At 68.5% G+C, this 15,967-nt stretch carries 13 protein-coding genes; 4 read left to right on the top strand and 9 right to left on the bottom strand.

Annotated elements, in window-relative coordinates; genetic code table 11:
* Positions 1–54 precede the first annotated feature (54 nt).
* The 3 genes from ACK8OR_RS05465 to ACK8OR_RS05475 form a co-directional block, all read right to left on the bottom strand.
* Positions 55–1,059, bottom strand: a complete 1,005-nt coding sequence (locus tag ACK8OR_RS05465; RefSeq protein WP_410188415.1) for a DctP family TRAP transporter solute-binding subunit — start codon at positions 1,057–1,059, stop codon at positions 55–57.
* Positions 1,060–1,275: 216 nt separating this feature from the next.
* Positions 1,276–2,484 (bottom strand): sigma-54-dependent transcriptional regulator, encoded by a 1,209-nt coding sequence (locus tag ACK8OR_RS05470; RefSeq protein ID WP_410188416.1) that lies wholly within the window; start codon positions 2,482–2,484, stop codon positions 1,276–1,278.
* Entirely contained in the window at positions 2,481–4,121 is a 1,641-nt protein-coding gene (locus tag ACK8OR_RS05475; RefSeq protein ID WP_410188417.1) for a sensor histidine kinase, read from the bottom strand. Before ACK8OR_RS05475 ends, ACK8OR_RS05470 begins: the two co-directional genes overlap by 4 nt.
* 76 nt (positions 4,122–4,197) lie before the next feature.
* On the opposite strand from ACK8OR_RS05475, the gene ACK8OR_RS05480 reads away from it, so the two are divergent.
* Positions 4,198–5,355 carry a cytochrome P450 gene (locus tag ACK8OR_RS05480; RefSeq protein WP_410189869.1) on the top strand — a complete coding sequence of 386 codons (1,158 nt, stop codon included), beginning with the start codon at positions 4,198–4,200 and terminating at the stop codon, positions 5,353–5,355.
* Positions 5,356–5,585: 230 nt separating this feature from the next.
* On the top strand, positions 5,586–5,792 hold the full coding sequence (locus tag ACK8OR_RS05485; protein ID WP_410188418.1) for a YgaP family membrane protein: 207 nt from the start codon (positions 5,586–5,588) through the stop codon (positions 5,790–5,792).
* 12 nt (positions 5,793–5,804) lie between these two features.
* On the opposite strand, the gene uvrA is transcribed toward ACK8OR_RS05485, so the two are convergent.
* The gene (uvrA, locus tag ACK8OR_RS05490) at positions 5,805–8,675 is read right to left on the bottom strand and encodes an excinuclease ABC subunit UvrA (protein WP_410188419.1); all 2,871 of its coding nucleotides are present in this window, start codon (positions 8,673–8,675) and stop codon (positions 5,805–5,807) included.
* 84 nt (positions 8,676–8,759) lie between these two features.
* Positions 8,760–9,908 carry an MFS transporter gene (locus ACK8OR_RS05495; RefSeq protein ID WP_410188420.1) on the bottom strand — a complete coding sequence of 383 codons (1,149 nt, stop codon included), beginning with the start codon at positions 9,906–9,908 and terminating at the stop codon, positions 8,760–8,762.
* Between the two features lie 126 nt (positions 9,909–10,034).
* Here ACK8OR_RS05495 and ACK8OR_RS05500 point away from each other — a divergent pair, with 126 nt between their 5' ends.
* Together ACK8OR_RS05500 and ACK8OR_RS05505 are read left to right on the top strand one after the other, a co-directional pair.
* Positions 10,035–10,895 carry a sterol desaturase family protein gene (locus ACK8OR_RS05500; protein WP_410188421.1) on the top strand — a complete coding sequence of 287 codons (861 nt, stop codon included), beginning with the start codon at positions 10,035–10,037 and terminating at the stop codon, positions 10,893–10,895.
* A 196-nt stretch (positions 10,896–11,091) separates the two neighbouring features.
* Complete coding sequence (locus ACK8OR_RS05505; protein WP_410188422.1) at positions 11,092–11,379, top strand: hypothetical protein; 288 nt, start codon at positions 11,092–11,094, stop codon at positions 11,377–11,379.
* 41 nt (positions 11,380–11,420) lie between these two features.
* Here ACK8OR_RS05505 and lpdA read toward each other — a convergent pair whose 3' ends face one another.
* The 4 genes from lpdA to queA all read right to left on the bottom strand — a co-directional run bounded on the left by lpdA (position 11,421) and on the right by queA (position 15,966).
* On the bottom strand, positions 11,421–12,815 hold the full coding sequence (gene lpdA, locus ACK8OR_RS05510) for a dihydrolipoyl dehydrogenase (protein ID WP_410188423.1): 1,395 nt from the start codon (positions 12,813–12,815) through the stop codon (positions 11,421–11,423).
* Positions 12,816–12,930: 115 nt separating this feature from the next.
* On the bottom strand, positions 12,931–13,500 hold the full coding sequence (locus ACK8OR_RS05515) for a DUF924 family protein (protein WP_410188424.1): 570 nt from the start codon (positions 13,498–13,500) through the stop codon (positions 12,931–12,933).
* A gap of 50 nt (positions 13,501–13,550) precedes the next feature.
* Positions 13,551–14,825, bottom strand: a complete 1,275-nt coding sequence (locus ACK8OR_RS05520; RefSeq protein WP_410188425.1) for an MFS transporter — start codon at positions 14,823–14,825, stop codon at positions 13,551–13,553.
* A gap of 100 nt (positions 14,826–14,925) precedes the next feature.
* On the bottom strand, positions 14,926–15,966 hold the full coding sequence (gene queA / locus ACK8OR_RS05525; protein ID WP_410188426.1) for a tRNA preQ1(34) S-adenosylmethionine ribosyltransferase-isomerase QueA: 1,041 nt from the start codon (positions 15,964–15,966) through the stop codon (positions 14,926–14,928).
* Position 15,967 lies beyond the last annotated feature (1 nt).

Consider the following 15,967-nt stretch of genomic DNA (forward strand, 5'->3'; position numbering starts at 1 on the left):
CCCCTCCCGTTGGATGCCCCGGCCCGCGCGATTGCGGGCCGGGGCGGGTCACGATCAGCTGTCGCCGGAGTTGTAGCTGACGGCCGCGTCGATGTTCTCCTGACCGATGGAGTCGGCGAACTGGTCCCAGACGGGGCGCATGGCGTCGACCCAAGCGGTGCGCTGCTCGGGCGTCAGCTGGCGCACGACGCCGCCGGCATCCATGATCGCCTGCTTGGCCTCGTCGTTGACGCGGGTGGATTCGGCGTTCCGGACCTCGGTCACTTCGGACAGGATCGTCTCGAACTGCTCGCGGACGGCCGGGTCGAGGCTGTCGAGCCAGTCGACCGAGGACACCACGAGATAGTCGATGATGCCGTGGTTGGTCTCGGTCGTGCCATCCTGCACCTCGAAGAACTTCTGGCCGTAGATGTTGGACCAGGTGTTCTCCTGCCCGTCGACGACGCCGGTCTGCAGCGCGCCGTAGACTTCCGAGAAGGCCATCGGCTGCGGAGACACGCCGATCGCTTCCATCTGGGCCACGATCACGTCCGAAGGCTGGACGCGGAACTTCAGGCCCGCGGCATCGGTCGGCATCTCGAGCGGCTTGTTGGCCGACATCTGCTTCATGCCGTTATGCCAGAAGGCCATGCCCTGAAGGCCACGACGCTGCATCGAATTGAGCATCGCCTGCCCGTCCTCGGACAGCTGGAAACGGTCGACGGCGTTGATGTCCTCGAACACGAAGGGCAGGTCGAACACCTGGAAGACCTTGGTGAAGGCCTCGAACTTCGACAGCGAGGGCGCGGCCAGCTGGACGTCGCCCTGCAGCATCGCCTCGAGCACCTGGTCGTCGTTGTAGAGCGTGGAGTTCGGGAAGACCTCCATGCACATCGTGCCGTTCATCTCCTCGTTCACGCGCTCCTGCAGCAGCGAGGCGGCGATGCCCTTCGGGTGCCGGTCGGTGTTGGTGACGTGGGCGAATTTGGCGACGATCTCGCCCTCTTCGCAGCTGGCGAAGGCGGCGGGCGCGATGACGGTCAGCGCCAGCGCGGTCGCGGCGGTTGTGAGGTATTTCATATATTTTTCTCCCTGTCGCACCCCCCCTCGGGATGCGTCCGCAGGCACGGTAACGCAATCGCGAGGTCGGTAAAGCGGCAACTTACGGGGTATCGTTCTTATTCGTTATCAACGATTTGGCGATCGACGTTGAAGTCCAGTGGTCGGCCTGTGCGACTTTTCGCACGGTCTGTGAGCGGTATCAGTGCGGGAACTCGCACACCGCCCACCTGCGGCTCAGGGGGCACGGTAATCCTCGGCCCTGAGGCCATGGCGGGCGAGTTTGTCGTAGAAGGTCTTGCGCGGCAGATCGAGATCGCGGGCCGCGACGCTCGCCTGTCCCCCGTGATGGGTCAGCGCCTCGATCAGGATGGCCCGCTCGACCGCGCGCATCCGGTCGGCCAGCCCGGCGCGGGCGTCCCCGGTCCGGTCCTCCAGCCCCATCGCGAAGCGCATCGCGTGGTTCATCAGCGCGCGCGAATTGCCCCGCCAGTCCCGCGCCATCAGGCGCGCCTGCATCTCGGGGGGGACGCGGGGCACGGGGATGTCGGCCTGTTCGCAGGCCAGCGTCAGGTAGTGGGCAAAGAGAACCGGAATATCGAGCGGGCGGTCGCGCAGCGGCCGGATCGGCACGCGAAGGCCTTCCAGCCGGTAGAAGAGGTCCGGCTCCAGCCGGGTCATCAGGTCGTGCGGATCGCTGTTGGTCGCGGCCAGAAGGCGGATGCCCCCCTCCTCGGGCAGAAGGTGCTGAAGGTCGCGCGGCATGGTTTCGATGTGATCGAGGAAGAGACTGCCGCCATCGGCAAGGCGCAGCGCCTCCTCCAGCCCCGCGCGGTCGAGCGCGGGGGCCGCGCGCTTGACGAAGGGGCCCGCGCCGCGTGCCGAGAGAAGGTGGATCACCTCGGCCACCTTGCTGGTGCCGCTTCCGGTCTCGCCGTGGATCAGGACAGGGCCGGTCGCGCGCGCCACCGTCCGCACCATCTCGCGCAAGGCATGGGCCTGTGGCGACACCCCGCGCAGCGCCCGCGCAGCAACGTCGCCGCCCTCCAGCAGGCCCCGGTCCCGTCGCGCCGCCAGCGTGGCACGCCTAAGGTCCAGCGCACGGCGCACATGGCCCACGAGGTCGCCCGGATCGCAGGGCTTCTCGAGGAAGGCGAAGGCCCCTTCGGACATGCCGCGCACCGCCGTCGGCACATCGCCCTCGCCCGTGAGCAGGATCACCGGCAGATCGGGATCGAGCTGCCGCACGACGCCCATCAGGTGAAAGCCGTCGCGCCCCGGCATCCGCACATCGCTGACGACGACGCCGGCCATATCGCGGGTCAGGCGGGGCTGGGCCGCGACGAAACTGCCCGCCTGCGTGACGGTCAGGTCCTCCAGTTCCAGCGTCTGGGCCAGCGCCTCGCGGACATGGGCATCGTCCTCGACCAGCAGGACGTCGGTCATGCGGCGGCCTCGGCGGCGGGTGCAGGCGGCAGGGCCACCTCGAACTCGGCGCCCGTGCCGGTGTTGCGGCCCCGGATCGTGCCGCCGAAGCCCGAGACGATGCCGTAGCTGATCGAGAGGCCCAGCCCCAGCCCCTCGCCCACCTCCTTGGTGGTGTAGAACGGATCGAAGATATGCTCCGGGCTCTCCAGGCCCGGTCCCGTGTCGCGCACGACGATGCGGGGCGGCGCCGTCGCCAGCTCCACGGTCAGGACGGCGCTGTCCTGCCCCGCCATCGCGTCGACCGCGTTTGAGATCAGGTTCACCACGACCTGCCCCAGCCGCACCTCGCCCCCCATCGCCAGAACCGGGCCGGGGGCCAGATCCAGCCGCGTCTCGATCCCAGCCTCGCGGCGGCGCGTCTCGGTGATGTCGAGCGCGGCCTCGATCACGGCGCTGAGGTCGGTGACGACCGCCGGCTCGGGCTCGGCGCGGGCGAAGGCGCGCAGGTTGCGGATGATGCGGCCCGCGCGGTGGGCGAGCTGGCCGATCTTCTCGAGATTGGCCGAGGCGGCGTCGACCTTGCCGCGCGCGAGGAAGGTCGCGCCATTCTGGGCGAAGCTGCGGATCGCCATCAGGGGCTGGTTCAACTCGTGGCTGATCCCCGCCGACATCTGTCCCAACGCCGACAGCTTGCCCGCCTGCACGAGATCGGCCTGCGCGCGGTTGAGCGCGGCTTCGGCCTCGCGGCGCTCGCCGATCTCGGCGGTCAGGCGACGGTTGGCCTCGCTGAGTTCGCTCGTCCGAGCTTCGACCCGCGCCTCGAGCAGCGCGTTGGCGCGGGCGAGGACGCGCCGCCGCTCCCACAGGGCGCCGAGGATCGCCCCGAGGACCAGCACCGCCGCCGCCGCCGCGATCGCGCGCGCCTGCGCCAGCGCGCGGGCCGGCGCGATGTCGAGCAGAAGCTCGGCCGTGAGGTCCAGCACCGGCAGCGGCAGCTCCAGGTGCAGCGCCTGTTCGGGCACGTAGCGCCCGGCCGAGACGCGGCGCACGTCGAAGCCCTGCACCGGCGTCAGGTCCTGGCGTACCGATCCGGCCAGAAGCTCCTCGCGGTTTGTCAGGACGATGCCGCCGGTCGCATCGGTGAAATAGATCGCCTGCGGTTCGGCACGCCAGCCACGCTCCAACACCGTCAGGTCGCGCAGCACGCCGACCACGCCCACGACGCGCCCGCCCCGGAAGATGGGCGCGGCATGGACGAAGCTGCCGCCATCGGGCGTCGTCCCGATCCCCAGCGCGCCCTGCATCGCGCGCCGGAACCAGTGGCGGTCGCCCCGCTGGCCCTCGGCCCCCGAGGCGGACACCACGACCCGCCCCGACCGGTCCAGCAGGAGCACGTCGGACGCGCCCGCCCGGTCGGCGAAGCGTTGCAGGGTCAGTGCCTCGGCGGCGTCGAGCCGGGGGTCGTCGGAGAGGAGCACCGACAGATCGCGCGTCCGCTGAAGTTCCAGCCGCAGGCGGTCGGCGGCGAGGCTGAGGTCGGCGCGGCCCTTGGCCTCCAGCGTGGCCAGCGTCGTGCCCAACGTCATCCACCACACCAGCCCGGCGACCAGCGCCGCCGAAGCGGCCGTGGCAAGGATGAGGACGAGGCGCGACATGGCGTCGAGCGTAGGCCATACGCCCCCCCTTTCGGAAGCCTTGACCGTCCGGCACCGCGCGGGCACCCCGGTCCCCATGCAGCGCTTCGACCAATCGCCCGTCGATCCCGCCTTCGTGCAGGACCCCTATCCGTTCTACGACCGGCTGCGCGCGGCGGGGCCGCTGGCGATCTGGTCCGACTACGACATGCCCGTGGCGTCATCGCGCGCGGTGGTCGATGCGCTCCTGCGCGACCGCCGGTTCGGACGCGAAGATCCGTATCCCCCGGCGCGCCCGGACCACCAGGCGTCGTTCTGGGCCGTCGAGGCCCATTCGATGCTGGAGCTTGAGCCGCCGCGCCACACGCGGCTCCGGTCGCAGGTGCTGCGCGCCTTCACCTCGCGGCGCATCGCGGCACTCGGCCCCGAGATCGCCGCGCTGGCCGCCACCCTGATCGACGCGTTCCCGGCGGGCGAGTTCGACCTGCTCGATGCCTTCGCGCGCCCCCTGCCCGTCCTCGTGATCGCGCGCCTTCTCGGCGTGCCCGAGGGCGATGCGCCAGACCTGCTGCGCTGGTCGAACGCGATGGTCGGCATGTATCAGGCGGGGCGCAGCCATGCCGACGAGGTGGCGGCCGCGACCGCCGCCGCCGAATTCACGGCCTATCTGCGAGACGTCTTCCGGCGCCCGGTCGCAGACAGCCTGATCGCCCGGCTGCTCGAGGTGGCGGCCGAGGGCAAGCTGGCCCCCGAGGAGGTCGAGGCGACCTGCATCCTTTTGTTGAACGCCGGTCACGAGGCGACCGTGCACACCATCGGGAACGGCGTCGTGGGGCTGATCTCGGCGGGGGTCTGGGATCGTGGCGTCGGTGCCGCTGCCGTCGAGGAGGTGCTGCGCCACGACCCGCCGCTCCACATGTTCACCCGCTACGCGATGGAGGATGTCGAAGTCTTCGGCCATCGTTTCGCGCGCGGCGATCAGGTGGGGCTGCTGCTCGGGGCGGCGAACCGCGACCCGTCGGCCTACGCGGATCCGACGCGGTTCCATCCGGACCGCTACCCGGACGCGCCGCCTCCCGTCAGCTTCGGCGCGGGTCTGCATTTCTGCATCGGCGCCCCACTCGCGCGGCTCGAATTGGTCGAGGGTCTGGGCGCGCTGGCCGCCCGATGCCCAGACCTCGCGATCGTGGAGCCGCCGCGCTATGCCGACATCTACCACTTCCACGGGCTCGACCGTTTGATGGTCCGACCCTGAGGGCTCGCACGGGGACGTCGGCCCAGGCTCCCGCACTGGATGTCACCCGCGGAGACGGATCAGGTGACGCAAACCTCGAGCCCTCCGGGACGACCGATACCTGCCCGCGTCCAGCCTTGCCACCTGTCGCCCCACGGCACGCGCGCGTGGGCCCTTGATCCATGTCATCGCGCGCGATGCGTCCGGCAAGCAAGATGCGTGCGGATGCAATGGAACCGAAAGGACATGACATGCTGAGCAAGAACATGGGTGGGACCGACCGCCTTCTGCGCGCGGTGATCGGCGCGGGCCTTCTGATCCTCGCCTTCGCCGCGCTCGCCGGCACATGGGCGTGGATCGCCGGGATCGTGGGCCTCGTGCTGCTGGCGACGGCGGCGATCGGGTATTGCCCGCTCTACGCGCCGTTCGGGATCAAGACCTGTCGGACCGGCACCTGATACCGCCGCCGGTCACTCGGCGGCGATGGTCCGCCCGGCCAGCATCGGCTTGAGATAGCGGCCCGTGTGGCTGGCCTCGATCTCGGCGATCTCCTCGGGGGTGCCGGTGGCGACGATCTCGCCGCCGCCGTCGCCGCCCTCGGGGCCGATGTCGATCACGTGGTCGGCGGTCTTCACGACGTCGAGGTTGTGCTCGATCACGACGACCGAATTGCCCTGGTCGACCAGTTCGTGCAGCACCTCAAGCAGCTTGCGCACATCTTCGAAATGGAGGCCCGTCGTCGGCTCGTCAAGGATGTAGAGCGTGCGCCCGGTCGAGCGCTTCGACAGCTCCTTCGACAGCTTCACGCGCTGCGCCTCGCCGCCTGACAGCGTCGTCGCCTGCTGGCCGACCTTGATGTAGCCGAGACCCACCCGCATAAGCGCGTCCATCTTTTCGCGGATCGACGGCACGGCCTTGAAGAAGGTCTGCGCATCCTCGACCGTCATGTCGAGCACGTCCGCGATCGACTTGCCCTTGAACAGGATTTCCAGCGTCTCGCGGTTGTAGCGCTTGCCTTTGCAGGTCTCGCACTCGACGTAGACGTCCGGCAGGAAGTGCATCTCGATCTTGATGACGCCGTCGCCCTGGCACGCCTCGCAGCGCCCGCCCTTGACGTTGAAGCTGAACCGGCCGGGCTTGTAGCCCCGCGCCTTCGCTTCGGGCAGGCCCGCGAACCAGTCGCGGATGGGGGTGAAAGCCCCCACATAGGTCGCGGGGTTCGACCGGGGCGTGCGACCGATGGGCCGCTGGTCGATGTCGATGACCTTGTCGAGATGCTCCAGCCCCTTGACCGTCTCGCAGGGCGCGGGCGTCTGACGCGCGCCGTTGAGCTTCATCGACGCCGTCTTGAACAGTGTCTCGATGGTCAGCGTGGACTTACCGCCACCCGACACACCCGTCACGGCGACAAACTTGCCCAGCGGGTAGTCGACCGTGACGCCCTTGAGGTTGTTGCCCGTGGCCTTCACGACGGTCAGCTTCTTGCGGTTGCCCTTTCGCCGCTTCGAACCGACCTCGATCATCCGCCGCCCGGCGAGGTAGTCGCCGGTCACGCTGGCCGGGTTCGCCTCGAGCTCGGGCGGCGTGCCCTGCGCGACAACGGTGCCGCCATGGACGCCCGCGCCGGGGCCGATATCGAAGACGTAATCCGCTTCGCGGATGGCTTCCTCGTCATGCTCGACGACGATGACCGTGTTGCCCTGATCGCGCAGGTTCTTGAGCGTGGTCAAAAGGCGGTCGTTGTCGCGCTGGTGCAGACCGATGGACGGCTCGTCGAGGACGTAGAGCACGCCGGTCAACCCGCTTCCGATCTGGGAGGCGAGACGGATGCGCTGGCTCTCGCCGCCCGACAGCGTGCCCGCGTTGCGGCTGAGCGTCAGGTATTGCAGCCCGACATTGTTGAGGAACCCCAGACGTTCGCGGATCTCCTTGAGGATCGCGGCAGCGACCTGGTTGTTCTGCTTGGACAGCGCGTCCGGCACGTCGTCCACCCAGGTCAGCGCCTCGGCGATGGACATCTGGACGACCTGGCCGACATGCAGCCTCGCCTTGGGCGGGCCGATCTTGACGGCCAGCGCCTCGGGACGCAGCCGGTAGCCTTCGCATACACCGCAGGGCCGGTTGTTTTGATACCGCTCGAATTCCTCGCGGACCCAGGCGCTGTCCGTCTCGCGGTAGCGGCGCTCCATGTTCGGGATCACGCCCTCGAAGACGCGCGTCACCTCGTAGATGCGCCCACCCTCGTCGTAGCGGAACTTGATCTTCTCCTTGCCCGACCCGCGCAGGAACACCTCCTGCACCGTCTCGGGCAGGTCCTTCCACGGCGTTTTGGCGTCGAACTGGTAATGCCTGGCGATGGCCTGGATCGTCTGGGTGAAATAGGGCGACTTGCCCTTGTTCCATGGCGCCAGCGCGCCCTTCTCCAGCGTCAGCGTGACATCCGGCACCACCAGCCGCTCGTCGAAGAACAATTCGGCTCCGAGCCCGTCGCAGGTCGGGCAGGCACCGAAGGGCGCGTTGAAACTGAAGAGACGCGGCTCGATCTCAGGGATGGTGAAGCCACTGACGGGACAGGCGAATTTCTCGCTGAACGTGTGCCGCTCGGGCTCGCCCTCCTTCGGCGCCGTCTCGAGGATCGCGATCCCGTCGGCGAGGTCCAGAGCCGTGCGGAAACTGTCCGCCAGCCGCGTCTCCAGCCCCTCGCGGACGACGATCCGATCGACGACGACGTCGATGTCGTGGCGGAACTTTTTGTCGAGCTCTGGCGGGGTGTCGAGGTCGTGGAATTCGCCATCGACCTTCACCCGCTGGAAGCCCTGCTTGCGCAGCTCCAACATTTCCTTGCGGTACTCGCCCTTCCGGTCGCGCACGATGGGCGCCAGCAGGTAGCCGCGCGTCCCCTCCTCCATCGCCATGACGCGATCGACCATGTCCTGCACCTGCTGCGCGGTGATCGGCTCGCCGGTGGCGGGACTGTAGGGCGTGCCGGCGCGCGCGAAGAGGAGGCGCATGTAGTCGTAGATCTCGGTCACCGTGCCGACGGTCGAGCGCGGGTTCTTCGACGTCGTCTTCTGCTCGATCGAGATCGCCGGGCTGAGGCCGGAGATGTGGTCCACATCCGGCTTCTGCATCATGTCGAGGAACTGGCGCGCATAGGCCGAGAGCGATTCGACGTAGCGGCGCTGGCCTTCGGCATAGATCGTGTCGAAGGCCAGCGACGACTTGCCCGACCCCGACAGACCCGTGATGACCACCAGCCGGTCGCGCGGAATGTCGACGTCCACACCCTTGAGGTTATGCTCGCGCGCGCCGCGCACCTCGATGAACTTCTGCTCGGCCATGGACTACCCTCGAACGGTCAAGGCCACGACCTAGGGACGCATCGCCGCGAGACAATGGCGGCGTCCCGAAACGCCGCGGAACATTTACGGAACGTCTACCGTATCGCCCGCCGATGTGCCAGAGGCCGCGTGCCCCGACCAGAGCGTCAGCGCAAGGCCCAGTGCGGCGACCGTGACCGTGATCCCGATCACGCCCGCCAGCCCCCACCCCAGCAGGAGTGCGACGACCGGCGTCCCCGTCACCGTGCCGAGATTGCCCAGCTGCGCGATCGCGCCCGTCGCCCGTGTGCGGTCGCGCGGATCGGGGTTCAGATGTGGAATGGCGGCGAAGGACGCGCCCGGCACGACGCCCAGCGCCGCGAAGGCCAGATGCGCGGCGCCCGGCACGCCCGCCGCAAGGCCCAGCATCCCGAGGATGGTCCCGGCATAGCCGACGGCGGCGACATCGTGGGGCGCGAACCGGCGGCAGAGCGCGCCGCCGAGAAGCGTCGTCATCAGCGTCACGAGGGGCAGCGTCGTGGCGAGGATCGGCGCACCGAGCAGACCCGGCAGGAAGGTCAGCATCGCGATGAAGAGAAAGGTATAGGGCACGAAGCCCAAGCCCGGCGCGACCGTCCGCAGGCGACCGTAGATCGCGTGGTGCATCGCCACGGGATCGATGGACGGGCGGGTCACCGGAATGCGCGGCACGCTCCGCCAGAGGGCGGCCGCCGTCGCCAGCATCAGAACGCCATGCGCCGCGAAAAGCAGCGGCAGGCCGCCCGCATTGGTCACCAGCGGGAAGAGCCGGGCCGCGATCGCGAAGGCCAGCCCGAAGAACACCGCCCAGAGACCCATCGCCAGCGGTCGGTCCCGGTCGCTCGCGGCGGCGGCCATCAGGGGCGGGCCGCCCACGACGAGGGCGAGATGCGCGAAGCCTTCCAGCACGCGCAGCGCCGCGAAGCCGCCATAGCCGGGCATCGTCGCCTGGATCAGCGAGAGCGCACCGCCGAAGACCAGCCCGCCGAGAAAGGTCCGCCCCGGCCCGAGTGCCGCGGCGATGCCGCCGGCCATCGCGCCGAAGACCAGACCGACCAGCCCCACCATCGACACGAGCACGGCCACCGACGCGAGGTCGCGCCCGAAGGACTGCGCCAGCAGCGGCAGGGTGAGCGAGACCTTGGCGAACTGCACTGCCGCCATCAGCCCGCCGAAGAAGACGAGGGCCACCAGCCCCCAGCGCGTGCGATCCATGCGCCCTCTTTTTCAGCTCCGTCCCGGGATGGCCATCACCGATCGCCGGCCGGGCCATAGTCTCGCCACGGGATGGTGGTCCGATGATCCCGAACGAACCATCACCACAGGCCCGAGACCCGCTCCATGGACCCCGTCACCCGCGCCGTCGCGCTCTACAAGTCCAGTATCCTGATCGAGATCTTCCTCGTCCCGGCGCTCCTCTGCCTGATCCTCGCGCTGGTCTTCCAGCGCCGCGCCGAGCTGTCGTGGCACGCCGTCCAGAACACCGCGGCGACCCTCGTGGTGGTCTTCGTGAACTACGGCTTCGCGCTCTGGTTCTTCCGCGACATCGCCGCCGTGCTCCAGACGGGCTACGACCTGCTGCGCATCCCGCAGCTCGACGCCGCGATCTGGAACGGGTGGCCGATCTGGCTGCTAGCGATCCTCGGCCTCGCGGCGAAGGACCTCGTGGATTACTGGAACCACCGGCTGATGCACACGCGGCTTGGCTGGCCGACGCACGCGGCGCACCATTCCGACACCCATGTGAACGCCTTCACCGCCTTCCGCATCCACGCCATCGAGATGGTGATGATGACCGCCGGGCACATCATGATGCTGACCTGGCTACAGATGCCCCACGTCATTCCCGCCGCCCTGATCCTCTCGGGGCTGCACACGATGTATGTCCATATGGACCTGCCGTGGCGCCACGGTCCATTGAAACTGCTGGTCGCATCGCCCAGCTTCCACCGCTGGCACCATGCCGACGTGCCCGCGGCCTATGGCAAGAACCTCGCCAATCACGTGCCGCTCTGGGACAAGCTCTTCGGAACGTATTACGACCCCGGCCCCTGCCGCGACGTTCCGATGGGCGCGACCTCGAGCGGGGTCGAGGACAAGGATCCCGTGGCGATCCTCACCTACCCGGTGCGCGAATGGGCGCGGATGTGGTCCGCGCGCCGGTCGGCGAAACCCGCCCCCCCAACGCATTCGCATATCTGAGCGCACCGGTCCGGCGCGGGTCTGAAACATCCGCGCCCCCGGCCCCGACCGCGAAATCAGCGGCTTGGCCGCGCCGCCCCCGTTCGCCGTGATCGGACCGGCCGCCCGGCTCAGGGTCGGGGGCCGATCGTGCTATGCTGGGCGCACCGACCGGTCGCACCGGTGCGACGGGCGGCACACCCTTGGGGGAATATTCATGTTTGCACGAGTGACACCATTCAAGATGAAGGCCGGCAGCCGCGACGCCGCGATCCGGGACATGCAGGCCATGAAGGAGGACATCATGGCCCTGCCGGGAATGCAGCGCTTCGTGAACGTCATGGCCGAGGATGGATCGGGATACGTGATCTCGCTGGTCGAGAGCGAGGAGGTCTCGAACGCCAATGCCGACAAGGTCGCGGCGCTCTGGAGCCGGATGCGGGACCACCTCGAGTCGCCGCCCGAAAGCGCGGGCTTCAACGTCGAGGCCGACTGGGCGATGTAGCCGCAGGCACGGGGGCGCCCCGAAAGGCGCGCCCCCGTCTTTCAGAAGTGGATCGCGCGCCCGTCCGCGTCGAGCACGCTCTCGTGCATCATCTCCGACAGGGTCGGATGCGGGAACACGGTGTGCGCGAGGTCTTCTTCGGTCGTCTCGAGCTGGCGGCCGACGACATAGCCCTGGATCAGCTCGGTCACTTCCGCCCCGATCATGTGGGCGCCCAGCAGCTCGCCCGTGGTCTTGTCGAAGATGGTCTTCACCATGCCCTCGGGCTCGCCCAGGGCGATGGCCTTGCCGTTGCCGATGAAGGGGAAATGCCCGACCTTGATGTCGTGCCCCGCCTCCTTGGCCTTGGCCTCGGTCATGCCGACGGACGCCACCTGCGGATGGCAGTAGGTACAACCCGCGATGCTCTCGGGACGGACCGCATGCACGTCGTTCTTGCCCGCGATCAGCTCGGCCACCATGACGCCCTCGTGGGACGCCTTGTGCGCCAGCCACGGCGCCCCCGCGATGTCGCCGATGGCATAGACGCCCTCGACCCCGGTGCGGCAGAACTCGTCGGTGACGACGTGGCTGCGGTCGATCTTCACGCCCGCCTCCTCCAGGCCCAGGTCCTCGACATTCCCGACGATGCCCACGGCCGAGATCACGGTGTCGAACTCGTGCGTCTCGGCCTTGCCGCCGCTTTCGATGGTCGCGATCACCTTGGTCTTCTGACGATCCAGCGACTTGACCACGGCCTTCTGCAGGATCTTCATCCCCTGCTTCTCGAACTGCTTCTTGGCGAATTTCGAGATCTCCTCGTCCTCCACCGGAAGGATGCGGTCCATCACCTCGACCACCGTCGTCTCGGCGCCCAGCGTATTGTAGAAGCTGGCGAATTCGATGCCGATGGCACCCGACCCGATGACCAGCAGCTTCTTCGGCATATGCGGCGGCTGGAGCGCGTGCTTGTAGTTCCAGACCCGCTCGCCATCGGCTTCCAGCCCCGGCAGGTTCCGCGCCCGCGCCCCGGTGGCGATGACGATGTTCTTCGCCGTCAGCTCTTCGGTGCCCTTGTCGGTCGTGACGCTGACCTTGCCCTTTCCGGCCAGCTTGGCCGCGCCCATGATCGTGGTGACCTTGTTCTTCTTGAAGAGGTGCCCGATCCCGCCAGAGAGCTGCTTGGCCACGCCGCGGGACCGCTTGACCACCGCGTCGAGGTCGTAGTCGATCCCCTCGGCCTTCAGCCCGAACTCCTTGGCGCGGTGCATCAGGTGGAACACCTCCGACGAGCGCAGCATCGCCTTCGTCGGGATGCAGCCCCAGTTGAGGCAGATGCCGCCCAGATGCTCGCGTTCGATGCAGGCGACGTTCATGCCGAGCTGGGCCGCGCGGATGGCGGCGACATACCCGCCGGGGCCTGCACCGATGACGATCAGGTCGAATTGCTTGGCCATCTGCGGCGCCTCCGTGAAAATCGTTCAGTGTTAAACTATGCCGACGATCCCCCAAGGGAAACCCCGCCGCCCCGGCGGTTGCGTCAAAGCCGCCATGCGACGGGCGGCGCGGCGGTCAGTCCTGCAATTCGCGTAGGATCGCGCCGTAGGCGCCCTCGTCAAGGAACGCCCGCTCGCGCGGCGAGGTCGTCCGGCCCAGTGCCTCGTTGCGAAACGGGAAGCGGCCGAAGCGTCGGATGATCTCGCGGTGGGCGCGGGCATGGAGGAGGTTCTCGGGCGAATCCATCCGCGTCATGATCAGGCGCACGGCCCGCTCCTGGTCGGCGAGGTTCTCGGAATGCTCCAACGGCATGTAAAAGAACTGCCGCTCGGGCTCGGGGATGGCGAGGTCGTGGCCCCGGTCGATCGCCCCCTTCGCCACGCTGCGTGCCAACGGATCGGTCTCGAATGCCCGCCCGGAGCCGCGATGCATGTTGCGCGAGAATTGATCCGTCAGGATCAGCAGGGCCAGCGCGCCCCGCGCCGAGGTCGCCCAGTGGTTCAACTGCCCCGCCGCCGCCGCGTCCCAGGCGTCCCGGAACCGCTCGCTGATGGTGGCGTCCAGCTCGTCGCCACCCTTGTACCAGTCGTCCGGCCCGCATTCCTTAAGCCAGAACGTCAGCACGTCCTCGGGGTCGTGTTCCATAGGTCCCTCCCTCTCTTCTGCAACGCCAACCCCCGTGGGCACCGGTCGGTTCACTTCGCCTCGGCCTCGACCCCATCGGCCGATGTCTCGTCCCACTCCCATTCGTCCACGAGATTGCCGATGGTGACCGGCGTGGCGGCCATCGCGGGCACAGGCACGTATTGCGCCGCATCGTCCGAGGACTCGATGGCGGGCCGCTGCGTCATCCGCCAGACCGCGTAGGACGCAAGCCCGGCCATTAGCACGGCGATGAAGACGAAGAACCCGCGCGGGCCGACCACGTCCATCAGGGCACCGGTCACGATCGGGCCCCCGATGGCACCGAGTCCGTTGATGAATAGGAGACGGGCCGATGCCGCCGCCATGTCCTCGTAATCGAGATGGTCGTTCGTATAGGCCAGAAGAACCGAATAGAGCGGGTTCGCCATGCCCCCGATCACGAAGGCTGCCACCAGAAGCCCCGTGAACCCGGCCAGCCCCGTCGCGCCCAGCACGCAGCCCAGGAAACCGATCAGCGCGGTAATGACGATCAGGCGGCGGCGGTCCAGCCGATCCGACAGCCAGCCGATCGGGTATTGCACCAGCATCCCGCCCACGAAGATCATCGAGATGAAGAGCGCGATCTCGCCGCTCGTCAGGCCAGACTGCGCGCCGAACACGCCGCTCATCCCGAAGAGCGCCGAGAACATGCCGCCCATCAGGAAGATGCCGATGCAGCCCAGGGGCGAGACCGCGTAGATTTCGCGGAAGCTCATCGCCTTGGTGGTCTCGAAGGGCGGAACCGGCGTGGCCGACAGCAGGATCGGCGCGAAGCTGAGCGACACGAGCACCGAGACGAGGATGAAGAGCGTATAGCCCGCTGCGTCCCCGACCGCGAAGAGACCCTGCGCAGTCACGATCCCCAGCATCTGCGCGATCATGTAGAGCGACAACGCCCGTCCCCGCGTCTCGTTCGTGGTCGTGTTGTTGAGCCAGCTCTCGGCGACAATGTAGACGCCGCAGAAACAGAACCCCAGAAGGAAGCGGAGGCCCGTCCAGCTGACCTCCTGCACGAGGGCCGGATAGAGGATCAGGCCGGCGGAGGCGAAGCTGCCGAGGGCGGCGAAGACGCGGACATGGCCGACGCGGCGGATCATCTCGGGCACGACCTGCGAGCCCAGGAGGAAGCCCGCGAAATAGGCCGAGACCACGACCGACATCCATGCGGTCGAGAAGCCTTCGAGTTCGCCGCGCACACCGATCAGCGTGCCCTGCATCCCGTTGCCGATCATCAGGAGCATGATCCCCAGCAGCAGCGCCCAAGAATTGCGGATGACGGTGAACATGGGCGACCTCCGGGCACGCGACTTTTCCGGCGCCTACGCCCCGTATGGCCCGCCGTCCATTCCGAAAGCGAAGCGCCCTGTCGGGAACGCGCCTCACGCCTCAGGGCAGCAGAAGCGAGGCGTCCCCGTAGCTGAAGAACCGGTATCCCTGCGCGACCGCGTGGGCATAGGCGGCCAACATCCGGTCGCGCCCCATCAGCGCCGAGACCAGCATCAGGAGCGTCGATTGCGGCAGGTGGAAATTGGTCATCAGCCCGTCCGCCGCGCGGAATTCGAAGCCGGGATAGATGAAGATGTCCGTGTCGCCCCGGAACGGCGCAATCGGCCCGCCTTGCGCCGCCGTCTCGATCAGGCGCAGCGCGGTCGTCCCCACCGGGATCAACCGGCCGCCATCCGCCTTCGTGTCCGCCATCGCGGCCGCCGCCTCGGGCGTGACCTCTCCCCACTCGGCATGCATCCGGTGGGTCGTGACGTCCTCGACCGTGACCGGCAGGAAGGTGCCCGCGCCGACATGGAGCGTGACTTGCGTGAAGGCGACGCCCCGCGCGCGCAGCGCTTCAAGCAGCGGCCGGTCGAAATGGAGGCTCGCCGTCGGCGCGGCCACCGCACCCGCATGGCGCGCCCAGACGGTCTGGTAATCGTCGCGGTCCGCCGCGTCGGGCGCCCGCTTGGTGGCGATATAAGGCGGCAGCGGCATCGTCCCCGCGCGCGTGATCGCCGCGTCCAGCGCGTCGCCCGTGGCGTCGAACCGCACGACGACCCGCTCGCCCAGGCCCTCGACCGTGCCGGTCAGCCCGTCGAATTCCAGCCGGTCGCCGACACGCATCTTGCGCTGCGGCTTCCCCAGCGCCGCCCACGCGCCGTCGGGGCGCGCCTCGGTCAGCGTCAGCTCGACCCGCGCGCGGCCCGATCCGTCCCGCGTCTCGCGCACCCGTTCGCCCACCAGCCGCGCGGGGATCACCTTTGTGTCGTTCAGAACCAGCCGGTCGCCCGGCCGCAGCAGGTCCACGAGGTCGGTCACAACGCGGTCCGCGATGCCGTCGCCGTCCACGACCATCAGCCGTGCCGACGACCGGGGGCGTGCGGGCCGCGTCGCGATCAGCCGCTCGGGCAGGTCGAAGTCGAAATCGCTCAGGTTCATG

Origin of the sequence: Jannaschia halovivens, assembly GCF_046452375.1 — a bacterium.
Taxonomy (GTDB): Bacteria; Pseudomonadota; Alphaproteobacteria; order Rhodobacterales; family Rhodobacteraceae; genus Jannaschia; species Jannaschia halovivens.